This is a genomic window from Arthrobacter sorbitolis, from assembly GCF_054510995.1.
Genome location: NZ_JBTNDM010000001.1, coordinates 810304 through 825375 on the forward strand (window position 1 = coordinate 810304; position 15072 = coordinate 825375).

15 protein-coding genes and 1 tRNA gene are annotated in these 15072 nt (G+C 70.4%); 3 read left to right on the forward strand and 13 right to left on the reverse strand.

Translation table 11 applies throughout. The annotated features are described in order from the left end of the window. Positions 1–805 precede the first annotated feature (805 nt). Entirely contained in the window at positions 806–943 is a 138-nt protein-coding gene (locus ACX80K_RS03890; protein WP_459270536.1) for a hypothetical protein, read from the forward strand. Between the two features lie 62 nt (positions 944–1005). Continuing rightward, positions 1006–1203, forward strand: coding sequence for a hypothetical protein (locus ACX80K_RS03895; RefSeq protein WP_459270537.1), 198 nt, complete (start codon positions 1006–1008; stop codon positions 1201–1203). 75 nt (positions 1204–1278) lie between these two features. Here the strand turns inward: ACX80K_RS03895 and ACX80K_RS03900 are convergent, their stop codons facing one another. After that, a complete protein-coding gene (locus ACX80K_RS03900; RefSeq protein ID WP_459270538.1) occupies positions 1279–1458 on the reverse strand; it encodes a hypothetical protein in 180 nt (59 codons plus the stop codon). A 138-nt stretch (positions 1459–1596) separates the two neighbouring features. On the opposite strand from ACX80K_RS03900, the gene ACX80K_RS03905 reads away from it, so the two are divergent. After that, a complete protein-coding gene (locus ACX80K_RS03905; protein WP_459270539.1) occupies positions 1597–2310 on the forward strand; it encodes a peptidyl-tRNA hydrolase in 714 nt (237 codons plus the stop codon). A 410-nt stretch (positions 2311–2720) separates the two neighbouring features. Here ACX80K_RS03905 and ACX80K_RS03910 read toward each other — a convergent pair. The 12 genes from ACX80K_RS03910 to ACX80K_RS03965 all read right to left on the reverse strand — a co-directional run bounded on the left by ACX80K_RS03910 (position 2721) and on the right by ACX80K_RS03965 (position 14636). After that, positions 2721–2796, reverse strand: a tRNA-Ala gene (locus ACX80K_RS03910). Between the two features lie 96 nt (positions 2797–2892). Continuing rightward, positions 2893–3573, reverse strand: coding sequence for a histidine phosphatase family protein (locus ACX80K_RS03915; RefSeq protein ID WP_459270540.1), 681 nt, complete (start codon positions 3571–3573; stop codon positions 2893–2895). After that, a complete protein-coding gene (gene rsfS, locus ACX80K_RS03920; protein WP_104049834.1) occupies positions 3570–3977 on the reverse strand; it encodes a ribosome silencing factor in 408 nt (135 codons plus the stop codon). Before rsfS ends, ACX80K_RS03915 begins: the two co-directional genes overlap by 4 nt. Positions 3978–4004: 27 nt before the next feature. Continuing rightward, the gene (locus ACX80K_RS03925) at positions 4005–4943 is read right to left on the reverse strand and encodes a hypothetical protein (RefSeq protein WP_459270541.1); all 939 of its coding nucleotides are present in this window, start codon (positions 4941–4943) and stop codon (positions 4005–4007) included. A 7-nt stretch (positions 4944–4950) separates the two neighbouring features. Then, a complete protein-coding gene (nadD, locus tag ACX80K_RS03930; RefSeq protein WP_459270683.1) occupies positions 4951–5613 on the reverse strand; it encodes a nicotinate-nucleotide adenylyltransferase in 663 nt (220 codons plus the stop codon). 89 nt (positions 5614–5702) lie between these two features. Beyond that, positions 5703–5939, reverse strand: coding sequence for a hypothetical protein (locus ACX80K_RS03935; RefSeq protein ID WP_104179463.1), 237 nt, complete (start codon positions 5937–5939; stop codon positions 5703–5705). 104 nt (positions 5940–6043) lie between these two features. Then, on the reverse strand, positions 6044–7357 hold the full coding sequence (locus ACX80K_RS03940; RefSeq protein ID WP_459270542.1) for a glutamate-5-semialdehyde dehydrogenase: 1314 nt from the start codon (positions 7355–7357) through the stop codon (positions 6044–6046). Positions 7358–7404: 47 nt separating this feature from the next. Further along, positions 7405–8562 (reverse strand): glutamate 5-kinase, encoded by a 1158-nt coding sequence (proB, locus tag ACX80K_RS03945; RefSeq protein ID WP_459270543.1) that lies wholly within the window; start codon positions 8560–8562, stop codon positions 7405–7407. Positions 8563–8565: 3 nt separating this feature from the next. Beyond that, positions 8566–10149, reverse strand: coding sequence for a GTPase ObgE (gene obgE, locus ACX80K_RS03950; protein WP_459270544.1), 1584 nt, complete (start codon positions 10147–10149; stop codon positions 8566–8568). Positions 10150–10266: 117 nt separating this feature from the next. Beyond that, positions 10267–10527, reverse strand: a complete 261-nt coding sequence (rpmA, locus tag ACX80K_RS03955; RefSeq protein WP_028280075.1) for a 50S ribosomal protein L27 — start codon at positions 10525–10527, stop codon at positions 10267–10269. Between the two features lie 56 nt (positions 10528–10583). Beyond that, positions 10584–10892 carry a 50S ribosomal protein L21 gene (rplU, locus tag ACX80K_RS03960; protein WP_459270684.1) on the reverse strand — a complete coding sequence of 103 codons (309 nt, stop codon included), beginning with the start codon at positions 10890–10892 and terminating at the stop codon, positions 10584–10586. Positions 10893–11234: 342 nt separating this feature from the next. Beyond that, positions 11235–14636: an Rne/Rng family ribonuclease gene (locus ACX80K_RS03965; protein ID WP_459270545.1), complete on the reverse strand. Its 3402-nt coding sequence runs from the start codon at positions 14634–14636 to the stop codon at positions 11235–11237. Positions 14637–15072 lie beyond the last annotated feature (436 nt).

Genomic DNA, 15072 nt, shown 5'->3' on the forward strand with positions numbered 1-15072 from the left:
TGACTGGTCCTGCCTGCCTCGTGGGACAAGGATGAACCTGTCGTGGAGAGGGGTCAAGAGCCCGAAGGGTGGCGTCCAGCAGTCCATCGACTCGACGCCGGAGCGGTCTCCGGTGCTGCGCGAAGATGACCACCCCAGCGTCCGACGGCGCCCGTGCGCGGAGTGCCTCAGGACGCCGGCGTCGCCGGATTCGGATCCGTACTCCAGCCACGCCGAACTCTTCGCGCCTGCCTGGGTGACGTCGAGGGGGCCCGCAGGAGTCAGCGACTCGGATCGGGAACGCTCTGATCTCCTCCGAGGAGGCCACCGCTGCTGATGAGGTGGTCCGCGACCTTCAAGAGCTTGGTGTTCGTCCGCTGGCCGGCCAGGGAGAGTGCGATGAAGGCTTGCGGCATGCCACGGGCCCTCGAGCAAGGCGCATCGGGTCGAGCTCTCGGGCTGGCGGGCATCGAAGGGGTGATAGAGCGACGGGACCGCCCTCGCAGCACGACAGAAAGCCGCCGGACCAGGGTTATCACCCTGGAGTCCGGCGGTTCGTCGTGGAGCTGAGGGATTCGACCCCCTGCATGCCCTGCAGGTGGTGTCGGGGCTTACCGTACGTCCCAGAACTCCCGATCGGCGTGAATCCGGGAGTTGGGAGTCTCCGTGGGTATTGCCTCACCGGGCTCCTCTGGTTCGGCGCGGAGGTACTTCGAGATCGAGGTGTCGGAGACCTTCGGGCTGGACGTACATCGTCGAGAACCGTTGGATTCTCGACTTCTCATACAGGCCCACATCCGAAGGTGTCAACGACCACCGCGAGTTCGTGGAGAGCTACCTGGCCCGGTATCGTCGAACGCTGGTCTTCGAAGAGATCGAGCGAGCCGTCATCGAACGACTCATCAGCGGCTTCTGCGGCGCCGACCTCTTCCGGACGATCATCGACGTCGTCGAGCCCGCCTGAAGACCGGCGGCAACGACTTACCTTCACAGGCAACCAGCCCTAGCGATGAGAGAACTCCCACCATGATCACCCGCCCCGGCGAGTACCACGACGCCAACTCGACGGTCCCCATTCAGCGGCCCCAGCGAACCCTTGATCTCATCGCGCAGGGCCGGCTGATGCCTCCTCTACCCATCCAGGTCGCACTGCGTCAAGGTGCCCTGGCACGCATCCTCGACATGCCCCTCAGTCAACCAGCAACCGACGCCGAGGCGGCCTGACACCGACGAGTGATCTGCTCGTCCGACCCGTGGTGAGCGGCCCTGGTGGCACCACACACATGAGCTCCCTGATGATCACTGCACCCATGGCGTCCTGCGACCGCCCCACCCCGCCGAGCTCTCGGAGCAGGGGTCCACGCTGAAGCAGCCCTGCGTCCACCGCCCGTTCCGCAACGAGAAGCCCCTTTCCTGCGCCCGGAACGCGCCCAGGACATCGCCGATGTCCTCGAAGACGGCGGGTCGTTCCCGTGCCATGGACCGTGGAATTCGACGATGACGGGGAAGGCGCGACCACCGAGAAGTCCAAGTACTGTGCCGGAGCGCTGATCGTGCTCGACCATGCTGGAAGTGCGGCACACTTGGTGCTTCCATCCGCCTCATTGAGAGTCCGCCATGACTGACACCTCCGTCGCCTCTGCCTCCGGCACGCCGGACACCGATTCCTTCGTGCAGCCCATCGTGCTGCTCGTCGACAAGAACGACCCTGCTCCTGAAGCCGACGGCATCTGCGCGGCCGCGATCTCCAGCGTGAGCGCCTACGCATCCGACCTCTTCACCGCGTGCGGTGATACCACCAGCTGGGACGCCTGGCTCGATGGCCGGTTCACGAAGTCGGTGCGCCGCGCCGACGTGAAGACGTACTTGAAGGTCGTCGCCGAGCTCCACGGCGAGGCCACCGAAGCGGTCGTCGGCCGGGCCCGTGCACTGGCCTTCCGTCCGGCACCCTACGAGCAGTACCCGAAGGTCCTCTCCCGCCTGCAGGTCGGCGGCACCCAACTACCTCAGGTGCCCGGGACCCGCCGGGCTTCCGATGGCACGGCGCCGACACCGGTCATCGTGCTCGACGCGGCGCTGAGGATGACCACGGGCAAGGCCGCCGCGCAGGCGTCGCATGCGCTGTTCGCCTGGTTCCTCACCCTCGACGAGGACACCCAGCGCGCCTGGGCTACCCGGCGGACCGGGACCGTCGTGTTCTTCGATATGGAGGACTTCGGGGACTTCATGGCCAAGGCCGTCCCGGGTTCGGTCATCGTCGACGCCGGCCTCACCGAGATCGCCCCGTCGAGCACGACGGCGTACGTCATGGTGCCCACGAGACCCCTGTGAACCGGCGGCGGTGCCGGGCAACGGGTACTGCCGCACACGGCCCGGCACAGGTGACGGCGAACTGGCTGCCGTTCGAATTCCCGCGGCGATGCGGATTGGAGGTGGGTTGCACCTGCCCGCCGCGCGGCCATGAGACCAGGCGGTCCGGCCGCGCAGGCCCGCGGCCTCGTGGGTGACCAGGATCGGCTCAGCGTGCCCCATCACGCTCTCAGCGGTGACGGCGTGGGCGATATCCTCGGTCGGGTGCTTCCAACGCCCTCCCCGCCTTGGAGGGCTCTGCCCGCCCTCGTCGGCGGGTCACGGCCTCTCGCCTCTCGTCCTCGAAACGATGGCATAACGATGGCAGGACCCGTATCGCGACGACAAAAAACCGCCGGACCAGGGCTTTCACCCTGTGGTCCGGCGGTTCATGGTGGAGCTAAGGGGATTCGAACCCCTGACCCCCTGCATGCCATGCAGGTGCGCTACCAGCTGCGCCATAGCCCCGTACTTCGCCGCTCCTGGAGGTGTTCACCCCGCCGAAGCAACTTGTTCAGTGTAGTAAATTCTAGCGGCTTCGCCAAATCGGGGCGCACCTCCGACTCAGCCTTCCAGGGGCTCCACCGGCAGCGAGCCGAGGCCCACATTGTGCTCCGTGAGCTGCCAGGAAAAGAGGGCGTCCGCCCTGCCGACCACCTCGTGGACCTCCGACCAGTGGCAGTTCGACAGGCCCGCGAGGGAACCCCAGCGCCTCGGCGGCAAGCCCATGAGCGCAGCCAGCGCCGCCCGGATCGCCCCACCGTGACTCACCACGACGAGGGTCTCCGACGGTTCGATGCGGGCGACGGCATCGGTGACCGCCGCGAGCATGCGGTCGCCGACGTCCAGCCGGTTCTCGGCACCACCGGCGCGCACGTCGGGGTCTCCCCCGCGCCACGCCGCATTGTCATCGGCGAATCTCTCATCGATCTCGGCGAAGGAGAGACCCTGCCACTGCCCGGCGTCCGTCTCCCGGAGGCGCTCGTCGTAGGCCACGGGGACGCCGCTGAGCTCGGCGAGGGCGGCGGCCGTGTCGGCCGCACGCCGCAGGTCCGACGAGACGATCATCGCGGGCTGCCGTGTGACCAGCACCTCGGCCGCCCGCGCCGCCTGCTCGCGACCCGTCTCGTCCAGGTCGATGTCCTCCTGGCCCTGGAACAGGCCGGACCGGTTCCACTCCGTGCGGCCATGGCGCCAGAAGATGACGCGACGGGCTGCGGGGTCGGCGTGGGGGTACCGGGTCACTCGGCGTCGTCGGACGCTGCGACCTGGGGCGAGCTCTGCAGCGCGCCCTCGAGCTGGAGGTCGACGGACGGGCAGTCCTTCCAGAGCCGGTCGAGCGCGTAGAACACGCGGTCCTCCTCGTGCTGCACGTGGACGACGACCTGCGCGTAGTCGAGCAGGACCCAGCGGCCCTCGCTCCGCCCCTCGCGCCGTACCGGCTTGAGGCCCTGCTTGGAGAGTTCCTCCTCGATACCGTCGACGATCGCGTTGACCTGACGCTCGCTCGGCGCGGACGCGATGAGGAACACGTCCGTGATGGCGAGGCGGTCGCTGACGTCGATGGCTGTGATGTCCTGCGCGATCTTGTCCGCTGCGGCGTGGGCCGCGGTGCGGGCGATGCTGATGGACTCTTCGGTAGCGCTCACTGATCTCCTTGTGTGGTGCCAGCGGTTTCACCCATTGAGGGAGCTGACTGTCAATACTATTCCGGTTGCGAGGGCCGCCGCGCCCACGCCGACCAGCGAATACTGCAGGTACCGCACCCGGCGCAACCGTCCGAGGCCCGCGGTCATGGCATCGAGCGGTTCCAGCCCGAAGGCATTGCTCGCCCGCACGGGCTCGGTCGCGCCCCTTCGGGGCTGCCCCGGCGGAGGCACGGTCGCCTCGTGCACCGGATCCTTCCCGGCGGCGGCCGGTGTCGTGGCCGGAGGCAGCACGACGGGCACCGAGGTCGTGGCGGGAGCCCGCAGCACGGCCGGGGTCCCGTCGGCTACGCCGACGAACTCGGGCAGCGTGATGATCGACAGGTTGTGTGCCGCGGTCGGATCGACAGGGACCGCGATCCGCCGCTGGTCCCGCCCCAGGTCCTCCTGCACCCGCCGCGCCCGGGAGTTCAGGGCCGCGGCACGCTCGGCGAGGACCTTCTGCTGCGCAAGTACCTCGGGGTCCACGGCGAACGGATCGTCGCCGGCCGCCTCGAGGACGGCGACGTGCTCCCCCGCCTCCGCAGCGATCGCGCTCCTCGCGGCAAGGGCTTCCTCGACGCTCAGGTCCTCGAGGCGTCGACCGTCGACGGGTACGCCGTCCGGCGCTTCCGGCACGCCCGCACGGGCAGCGGCTGCCGCTGCGCCCTGGCGGCGACGGCGGTCCCTGCGCCCGCCCGGAACCGGCGCCCGCGCGGCGATTGCCGTGGCCGCGCCGGTGGCGGAAGCCGAGCCCGCACCCGTCGAGGTGTCGGTGGAGGTGTCGGGTGTCCAGCCGCTACCCGTCACGGCATCCTCGCCGGGAGCGGCGACAGGCGCGACGGCGCGACCCTCGACCTGCTGCAACCGCAGCTGCCGGCGCGTGGGCATCTCCACGCGGGCTGGTGCGTCTTCCTCTGCCTTGCTCATCGCGTGTTCACCCAGTTGGTTGTTGTACGGAGCTGGGGTTGCCCCCGTGCTTTCCTTCCGCCGGAAAGACTTCCTCGCCGTCGACGCCCGGGGGCGGTGCGCCCTCGGGCGCCGCCTCGCGCCGGTAGAGCCGGTGCTTGGCGATGTACTGCACAACGCCGTCGGGTACCAGGTACCAGACCGGCTTGCCCTCACCCACGCGGCGGCGGCAATCGGTGCTGGAGATCGCCATGGCGGGCACCTCCAGGAGGCTGACGTCGCGTCCACGCCCGTTCAGTTCGTGCCCGGGCCGCGTCACACCGATGAAGTGCGCGAGCGACCACAGCTCCTCCGCGTTCTTCCAGGTGAGGATCTGGGCCATCGCGTCGGCGCCGGTGATGAAGAAGAGCTGGGCGTCGGGCCGCTGCGCCTTCAGGTCACGGAGCGTGTCGATCGTGAACGTCGGCCCCGGGCGCTCGATGTCCACCCGGCTGACCGTGAAGCTGGGATTGGACGCCGTCGCGATGACGGTCATGAGATAACGGTGCTCGCCCGCCGTCACGTCCTTGTCGGCCTTCTGCCACGGCTGGCCGGTGGGGACGAACACGACCTCGTCCAGATCGAACACGGACGCGACCTCACTCGCAGCCACGAGGTGGCCGTGGTGGATCGGGTCGAACGTGCCACCCATGACACCGAGGCGCCAGGGCGATCCGTCACGATGCCGCTGCCGGCCGCCCATGACGTCCCGCGCGATACTGTCGGCTGCCACCTGGACCGCTAGTGCCGGTTCGCTTCGCCGTGGTCGTGGTTGTTGGCGTGCTGCTTGTGCGGGTCGAGGTGTTCCTCGACGGCCTCGTGCCGGTTCCGGACGTTGGAGAACGACACGGTGACGAGCATCAGGGTGAGCAGGATGCCCATGACGATGAGTCCGTAGGCGAGAGCGGGCATCGGCAGCTCGGTGTGCTGTTCCATGCCTTCGGTCGCCAGCAGTGCGCTGCCGAGGGAGTAGAGCATCGTTGTTCCTCTGTCGGTGGGTCTGCCGGTCCAAGCGGCCCGGCGTGGGCGTTTCTCCAATGGTACGCGCAACGGGACGGCGCCCCCGCGGCGACGGCGGGCCGTCAGCGGCGGACCTGCCCCTCCCCCTGCACGATCCACTTGGTCGTCGTCAGCTCGGCCAGGCCCATCGGCCCGCGGGCATGCATCTTCTGCGTCGAGATCCCCACCTCGGCACCGAGTCCGAGCTCGCCACCGTCGACGAACCGCGTGGACGCATTGACCAGCACGGCCGCCGAGTCCACCCCCGCGACGAACTCCTCGGACGACGCCAGGTTGTTGGTGATGATGGCCTCGCTGTGCCCGGTGCTCCACCGGCGGATGTGCTGCAGCGCCTCGTCCACGGTGTCGACGGTGCGCACGGCGAGATCGAGCTGCATGTATTCGCGGCCCCAGTCGTCCTCGGTCGCCGGCAGCGCATCCGTCCCCTCGGGCAGCAGCGCCCGCGAGCGGTCGTCGACATGGAGGACCACCCCGGCGCGCACGAGGGCTGCGAGCACGCCGGGCGCCGCCTGCGACCGGCTGTGGACGAGCAGCGTCTCGACGGTGTTGCAGACACTGGGCCGCTGGGTCTTGGCATTGAGCAGGATGTCGACCGCCATGTCCTCGTCCGCGCTCTCGTCCAGGAGGATGTGCACGTTCCCCTCCCCCGTCTCGATCACGGGTACGCGCGCGGAGGTTACGACCGACTGGATGAGCTCGCGCCCGCCGCGCGGGATGAGGACGTCGATGCGCCCGCGGGCCTCCATGAGGACCCGGGCGCCTTCCCGGCCGAACTCGTCGATGGTGAGGACGGCGTCGTCGGGCAGCCCGTGGTCCTCGAGGGTGTCGCGGATGATGCCGACCAGGGCGGCGTTGGTGGCCGCCGCGGCACTGCCACCGCGCAGGATGACGGCGTTGCCGCTCTTGAGGGCGAGACCCGCGATGTCGACCGTGACATTGGGGCGCGCCTCGTAGATCGCGGCGACCACACCGAGGGGTACGCGGACCTGCCGCAGCCTCAGCCCGTTGGGGAGCGTCTCGGCCCGCACCGCCGTGCCGATCGGATCGGGGAGCGCTGCCAGCTCGGTGAGGGCGTCGGCGAGCTTCCCGATGCGTGCGGGGTCGAGGCCGAGCCGGTCGAGCAGGTACTCGGACGTGCCCGAGGCGCGGCCGCGCTCGACGTCCTTCCGGTTGGCGGCGAGGACCACGTCGCGCCGGGCGACGAGGGCGTCGGCGATCGCGAGGAGCACGCGGTCCTTGTGGGCCCGGGTGGCACGCCCGAGCGTCCGGGACGCGACCCGCGCCCGGTCGGTGATCGCGTGGACTGCCGCGGTGAGCTCGTCCGCGGACAGCGCGTCGTCGTTCCGGGTGGCCGTCTCGGCCTGCACGTCGGTCATCCCAGCATTCTAGCGAGCAGCCGCTCCCCCGCCGCCTCGGGGGTCATTCATGACGTGGGAGCGGACAGGAGCACCACGAGGTCGTTGACGTGCACGATCGACCGCTCGTACTCGGCGCCGAGCTCGTCCGCGAGGTCGTGCGTGGACCGTCCGAGCATGCGCGGCAGTTCCGCGGAGCTGTAGTTCACGAGGCCGCGCGCCACCACCGTGCCGTCCCCGCTGACGAGCTGCACGGGGTCGCCGGCCTCGAAGACGCCGGACACGTCGACGACGCCGGCGGGCAGCAGCGATCGGCGCCGCTCGCCCACGGCGCGCACGGCGCCGTCGTCGAGCACCAGCGTGCCGAGGACGCGGGCGAGGTGCGCGAGCCAGAGCAGGCGGATCGGCTGGCGCTTGCCGGTGGGTGTGAACCAGGTCCCGACGTCCTCCCCCTGCAGCGCCGCGGCCGCGTTCGCCGTCGAGGTGACGAGGGCGGGAATGCCCGACGAGGCCGCGATCGTGGCGGCCTCGACCTTGGTGACCATGCCGCCGGTTCCGACGCCCGCCCGCCCGGTCCGGCCGATCGTGACCCCCTCGAGGTCCGCGGCGGACCCGACGAGCGGGATGCGGCTCGCGCCCGCGGCGGGTGGCCCGTCGTACAGCGCGTCGACGTCGGACAGGAGCACGAGCGCCTCGGCCTTGACGAGGTGCGCCACGAGGGCCGCGAGGCGGTCGTTGTCGCCGAAACGGATCTCGTGGCTGGCGACGGTGTCGTTCTCGTTGACGATGGGCACGACGCCGAAATTCAGGAGCCGCTCCATCGCCCGGTGCGCGTTGGCGTAGTGGGAGCGCCGGATGAGGTCGTCGGCGGTCAGCAGGATCTGGCTCACGGTGACGCCGTGCGCCGCGAAGGCCTGCGAGTACTGCGCCATGAGCAGGCTCTGGCCGACACTCGCCGCCGCCTGCTGGGTGGAGAGCTGCGACGGACGGCGGGCGAGGCCGAGGGGCGCGAGGCCCGCGGCGATCGCCCCCGAGGACACCAGGATGACCTCGGTGCCGGCCCTGCGCCGCGCGGCGAGGACATCGGCGAGGGCCACGAGGGCCTCACCCGAGATGCCCCCCGAGACGGAGGTCAGCGACGACGAGCCGACCTTGACGACGATCCGCCCGGCAGCAGCGAGCCCCGACCGGGACCCGAGGGACTGCCGCGGCTGCTGCAGGGACACGTGTCAGTTCCCGGTGTCGCCGTCCGCGTCCTGCGGGGCAGCGACAGGACGGGCACGGTTCTGCACGGACTCGGTCCAGACGCCGGCCTTGCGGTCGGCCTCGAGGTCGGCGCGGGCAGCAGCCTTGGCGTCCTTGCGCTCCTGGTACTCCTCACGCTTCTGCTCGCGTGTGGGCCGCACGTACTCCGCCAGGCGGAGGTCGGAGCCACGGGGCCCCGCGAGCAGCTCGGCGCCGCCCATCATGGTCGGCTCCCAGTCGAAGACGACGCCGTCGCCCTCGCCGATCACCACGGTGTCGCCGGGCTTGGCGCCGGTCTTGAACAGCTGCTCCTCCACACCGAGCTTGGCGAGGCGGTCGGCGAGGTAGCCGACGGCCTCGTCGTTGGTGAAGTCCGTCTGCATGACCCAGCGCTCGGGCTTCTCGCCCAGGACGCGGAAGAGGGGCAGGGCGTCCTTCTCCTCGTGCCGGATCCGGAACGAGGCGGCATTGACGCCGCGCGGACGCAGGACGGGAGGAGCGACCTTCGGGGGCGTCGCGGCCACGGCCTTGCGCGCGTTCTCGACGATCTCCGCCATGGCGAAGCCGAGCTGGCGCAGTCCCTCGTGGCTGGAGGCGGACACCTCGAAGACGCGGTATCCGCGTGCCTCGAGGTCGGGGCGCACGAACGCCGCCATGTCACGTCCGTCGGGCACGTCGACCTTGTTGAGCGCGATCAGCCGCGGCCGCTCGTTGAGGGGAACGACGTCGCCGTCGGGCCCCGCGAAGCTCATGTCGACCGAGTACCGTTCCAGCTCGCGTTCGATGATCTCGAGGTCGGCCAGCGGATCCCGATCGGTCTCGAGGGCGGCGCAGTCCAGGACGTGGACGAGGGCCGCACAGCGCTCCACATGGCGTAGGAAGTGGTGGCCGAGGCCCTTGCCCTCGCTCGCACCCTCGATGAGGCCCGGGACGTCCGCGATCGTGAAGCGCGTGGAGCCGGCCTCGACGACGCCGAGGTTCGGCACGAGCGTGGTGAACGGGTAGTCGGCGATCTTCGGCCGGGCCGCCGACATCGCGGCGATCAGGCTCGACTTGCCGGCGGAGGGGAAGCCGACGAGGGCGATGTCCGCGATCGACTTGAGCTCGAGGACGACGTCCCGCGCGTCGCCCGGGATGCCGAGGAGGGCGAACCCGGGAGCCTTGCGCTTCTGGGAGGACAGCGCGGCGTTGCCGAGACCGCCCTGACCGCCCGCCGCGGCGACGAACTCCGTGCCCTCGCCGACGAGGTCGGCGAGGACTTCGCCGTCCTTCGTCTTGACGACCGTGCCGTCCGGGACGGACAGGATGAGGGTCTCCCCGTTCTTGCCGCCGCGCCAGTCTCCCATCCCGTTGCCGCCGTTCGTGGCATGCCGGTGGGGGGCGTGGTGGTAGTCGAGGAGGGTGGTGGTCTGGTGGTCGACGCGGAGGATGACCTCGCCGCCGTCCCCGCCGTTCCCGCCGTCGGGCCCGCCCAGGGGCTTGAATTTCTCGCGGTGGACGGAGACGCAGCCATGGCCACCGGTGCCTCCGGATACGTGCAGGACAACGCGGTCGACGAAGTTCGCCACGGTGGTCTCCTTCTACAAATCTCTCGCTGTGCCGAGTCTGATCGGCTTAAACAAAGGTGGGGCGAGCCGTAGAGGCCCACCCCACCCGAATGCTGCTCGCACCGTGATCCAGGCAGATTACTCTGCTGCTGCTCCCACGATGTTGACGACCTTGCGTCCGCGGCGGGTGCCGAATTCGACGGCGCCTGCCTCGAGTGCGAACAGCGTGTCATCCCCGCCGCGGCCGACGTTGGCGCCCGGGTGGAAGTGGGTGCCGCGCTGGCGGACGATGATCTCGCCGGCCTTGACGACCTGACCGCCGAAGCGCTTCACGCCGAGGTACTGCGCGTTCGAGTCGCGGCCGTTACGAGTGGAGCTTGCGCCCTTCTTATGTGCCATGGGTTATGCCTGCCTTCGCTGAAGTGTCTACGTGACCGAACGGTAGCCCGGAGGGACTACGCGATACCTGTGATTTTGACGCGCGTCAGTTCCGAACGGTGACCCTGGCGCTTCTTGTAGCCGGTCTTGTTCTTGAACTTCTGGATGACAATCTTCGGGCCACGAAGATTCTCGATGATCTCGGCAGTGACGGTGACCTTCTCGAGGTCCTCCGCTGCGGAGGTGATCTTGCCGCCGTCTACCAGAAGGAGGGCGGGGAGCTTGAACGTGCTTCCTGCCTGACCGGTGACGCGGTCAAGGGTAACGAGGTCTCCTACAGAAACCTTTTCTTGGCGGCCGCCTGCGCGGACAATCGCGTACACCACTTGGGAACTCACTTCTCTCGACAATCTTGACTTCTGATGAAAAAACCTGGGTGCGCTTCGGCAGCAATCCTGAAGGCTGCTCCTCGTACCGGTTCCGCTGGACGCGTCCCGGACACCGCTGCCTGCGGCCGCTCGTGTCGCAAGGACATCTGCGTGCGCCGGACACGCCGGTCAACAGGCGAGTGCACCGAGGGTCCAGATTACGGCAGTACGGCGCCTTCCCGCAAATCAGCGGGGCCCGGCGGCCACCGACACGGAAGGCCGGAGTCCTCGCGGACCCCGGCCTTGCGCGGCGGAGGGTGCAGGTGGGCCGGCGGGACCGGTCCTGCGGGACGTCGGAGGCTACAGCTCCGAGGCGGGCACCCCGACGCCGAAGATCAGCGGCTCGGCCGCGGACGCCTCGGACTTCCGGACCGCCACGGGGGCCTTCGCAACGTGACGGGTCCCGGACTGCTCGACGACGGGCTCGGCGCCCTGCGTCTCGATGGTCGTGTCCGCCGCCCCCTGGGCGCTGCGGGCCACCCGGCGGCGCGGACGGGCACGGCGGGCCGGAGGCTCCGCGACCGGGGCCCCGGGTGCCTGGGCGACAGGGCGGGCCGCGTCGTCGTGCGTGCCGTCGACCGCCGCTCTGTCCATCCCGCCGGTGCCATCCGTGCTGTCCGTGCCACCCGTACCGTCCGGCACCGGCTTCCGGTTGAAGGCCTCGCTCAGGCTGTCCAGCGTCAGGCGCGTCGCCGGCGCCGGATCGGCGTCGGGGCCGTCCTGCCGCCTGCTCTCGGCGCGCGGCAGGGTGACCGTCTCGCCGTTGATCGTGAGGACGGCCTCCGTCACCTCGATGTCGGCCACCTCGAGGTCGGCGACAACCGCGGGCACCTCCACGTTCTCCTCGTGCGCGTGGTGCGTCGCCGCCGCGATGCTCGCCAGCGCGGCACGGGCGGCTTCCGCCTTCGCCGCGCGTTCCGGGCTCTCGACCGCGGGAGGGGCGGGCTGGACGGGTGCCTCGTCCAGCTGCTGGCCACCCCGGCCTCGGCTCCGCTTGCGCTCGCTCCGGGAGGGCTTGTCCTGGCGTGCAGGCTGGCTCTCCGGCGCCGGGATGGAACGGCGGTGCTCGACCGGCTCCATGTGCGTCACGACGCCACGTCCCGCACAGTGCTCGCAGTCCTCGCCGAAGACCTCCAGGAGGCCGGTGCCCATGCGCTTGCGCGTCATCTGGACGAGTCCCAGCGAGGTCACCTCGGCGACCTGGTGCTTGGTCCTGTCGCGTCCGAGGCACTCGACGAGGCGCCGCAGCACGAGGTCGCGGTTCGCCTCGAGCACCATGTCGATGAAGTCGATCACGATGATGCCGCCGATGTCGCGGAGACGGAGCTGCCGGACGACCTCCTCGGCCGCCTCGAGGTTGTTCTTGGTGACCGTCTCCTCGAGGTTGCCGCCGCTGCCGGTGAACTTGCCGGTGTTGACGTCGACCACGGTCATCGCCTCGGTGCGGTCGATCACGAGGGAGCCGCCCGAGGGCAGGTAGACCTTGCGCTCGAGAGCCTTCGAGATCTGCTCGTCGATGCGCGATGCCGCGAAGATGTCCTCCTCGCCCGTCCACTTCTCGAGCCTGCCGACCAGGTCCGGCGCCACGTACATGACGTAGGCCTCGATGGTGTCCCAGGCCTCCTCGCCGGAGACCACGAGCTTGGAGAAGTCCTCGTTGAAGACGTCCCTGACCACCTTGATGGTGAGGTCGGGCTCCCCGTAGAGCAGCTCCGGCGCCAGGGTCCTGGTCGAGCCCGCCTTGCGCTCGATCTCCTCCCACTGGGCTCGCAGCCGGTTGATGTCGTGGGTCAGCTCCTCCTCGCTGGCGCCCTCGGCCGCGGTGCGGACGATCACGCCGGCGTTCTCCGGCAGGCGGTCCTTCAGGATCCGCTTCAGGCGATTGCGCTCGACGTCGGGCAGCTTGCGGGAGATCCCCGTCATCGAACCGCCGGGGACGTAGACGAGGTAGCGGCCGGGAAGGGAGATCTGGCTCGTGAGCCGGGCACCCTTGTGTCCCACCGGGTCCTTGGTGACCTGCACCAGGACGGGGTCACCGGATTTCAGCGCGAGTTCGATGCGGCGCGGCTGGCCGTCGAGGCCGGCGGCGTCCCAGTTGACCTCGCCGGCGTACAGGACGGCGTTGCGGCCGCGTCCAATGTCGACGAAGGCCGCTTCCATGCTCGGCAGCACGTTCTGCACCTTGCCGAGGTAGACGTTGCCGATCAGCGAGTCCTGCTGGGTCCGCGACACGAAGTGCTCGCCGAGGATGCCGTCCTCGAGCACGCCGATCTGGATCCTGTCGTCGCGCTGGCGGACGATCATCTGCCGGTCCACGGACTCGCGGCGCGCGAGGAACTCGGCCTCCGTGATGACCTGGCGGCGTCGGCCCGTGTCCCGGGACTCCCGGCGCCGCTGCTTCTTTGCCTCGAGGCGCGTGGACCCGCGGACGCTGGTCACGCGGTCGGAGACGGGCTCGCTCGACTGCCGGGGGGCACGGACGCGCGTGACCGTGTTGGGCGGGTCGTCGTCGTCGCCGCCCGAGAGTTCGAGGTCCTGATCACCGCGACGACGGCGGCGGCGACGGCGTGACGTGACGGCCGAGCCGTCGTCGGGGCCCGTGGTACCGGACTGCTCGTCGCCGCGGTCCGCGCTGTCGGCGTCGACCTCGTCCTGGCCGGACTCGCCCTGGCCCGACGCGCCCTGGCCGGTGTCGCTGCGGCGGCTCCGCGTGCGGCGGCTGCGGCGCGAGCGGCGGCCCGATTCCTCGGTGTCCTCCTCCGCCTCCTCCTCGCGCGGCGGGGCGACCTTGACGGAGGGCACGGTGACGGTGCTGAGGTCGGGGGCATGGAACAGGAGTGACAGGGGCGATTCCGGGACGGCGAAGGGATCGCTCCCGGGCCCGTCGACCGGCTGGTCCTGCTCGCCGGCCTGCTCGATGGCCGGTTCCGGCTCGGGCGCTGCAGGAGCGGCGGTGGCGGGCGCGGCGGGTTCGGTCCCGGCCTCGGACGGCGCGGCGGCCTGGGCGGGCTCGGAGGTCTCGACCGGCTCGGAGGCGCGGCGGCTGCGGGTCCTGGTCGAGGTGCGCCGGGTACGTGTCGGCTTCTCCTCGGCCTCCGTCACCGGGGCGTCGAGGTCGGCAGTGGGGTCGGCAGTGGGGTCGGCAGTGGGATCGGAAGCCTGCGACGGCGCCGTACCGGCGTCCACGATCTCGGCGGATGCCGCAGCGGGTCCCGACACGGGGACCGCGTCGGCGGCGGGAACCTGCTCGACGGGCTTCGCGGGTCCGGCCTCGGCCGTGGCTGCCCGACGGCGTGTGCGGGTCGCCCGGACGGGTGGGGCCGTCGCGGCAGGCGCTGCGTCTGCAGGCGGCGCGTCTGCGGGTGCTGCGTCTGCTGCGTCTGCGGGTGCTGTCTCCACTGCGGGGTCGGTGCCGGTGACGGCGTCCGCCGTACCGGCTGCGGCGGTGTCCGTGGACGCCTCGGCAGTGCCGACGGGCTTGCGGGCCCGGGTGGCCCGCTTGCGGACAGGCGCGGCGGCCGCTTCGGGAGCGGGGTCCTGGACGGCGGGGTCCTGGACGGCGGGCGGGGCGCCCGCAGGGGCGCTGGCGGTACGGCGCCTGCGCGGCGCCTTCGCAGGCACGGCCTGCTCCGGAGGTTGCTGCAGGCTCTCGGCTGCAACGGGTGCGTTCTGGTCGTTCCCCAGCTGTTCTGACTGATCCATGGGTGCTCGCTCCAAGCCCCTGCGGCATCGGCCACATTCCGACGCCCTCGAGGGCGGTATGTCGGCCCGCCGCGGGCCTTTCGCCCGGCGGCGGACCGGAAGTCGTTGTCATATCGTCCGAGGTCGCACCGTCATGGGGGTGCGGAATCACTCGGAGACCAGTGGCGCTTTTCCACCTCAGCCGCCCTTGTCGACGGTGGGTCCCGCCAGCGGATTCCGCCTACTTCCGCCGACGGGGCGGACTCGGTAGGACGGAAGCGTCGCTCTCGGAACGGAAGCCTGTCACTGGACCGGCGCGGGAATGTGGTTCCCTCGCCAGCCTTCGTCATTATCTCACACCACACCTCCGAAGAAGGCTGCTCCGGACCGGCGAGCCCGCCCGGGAGGACTCGTGCACTCCCCCGCCGCGGCCGCTCCGGTGTCCTGGGACGCCGGG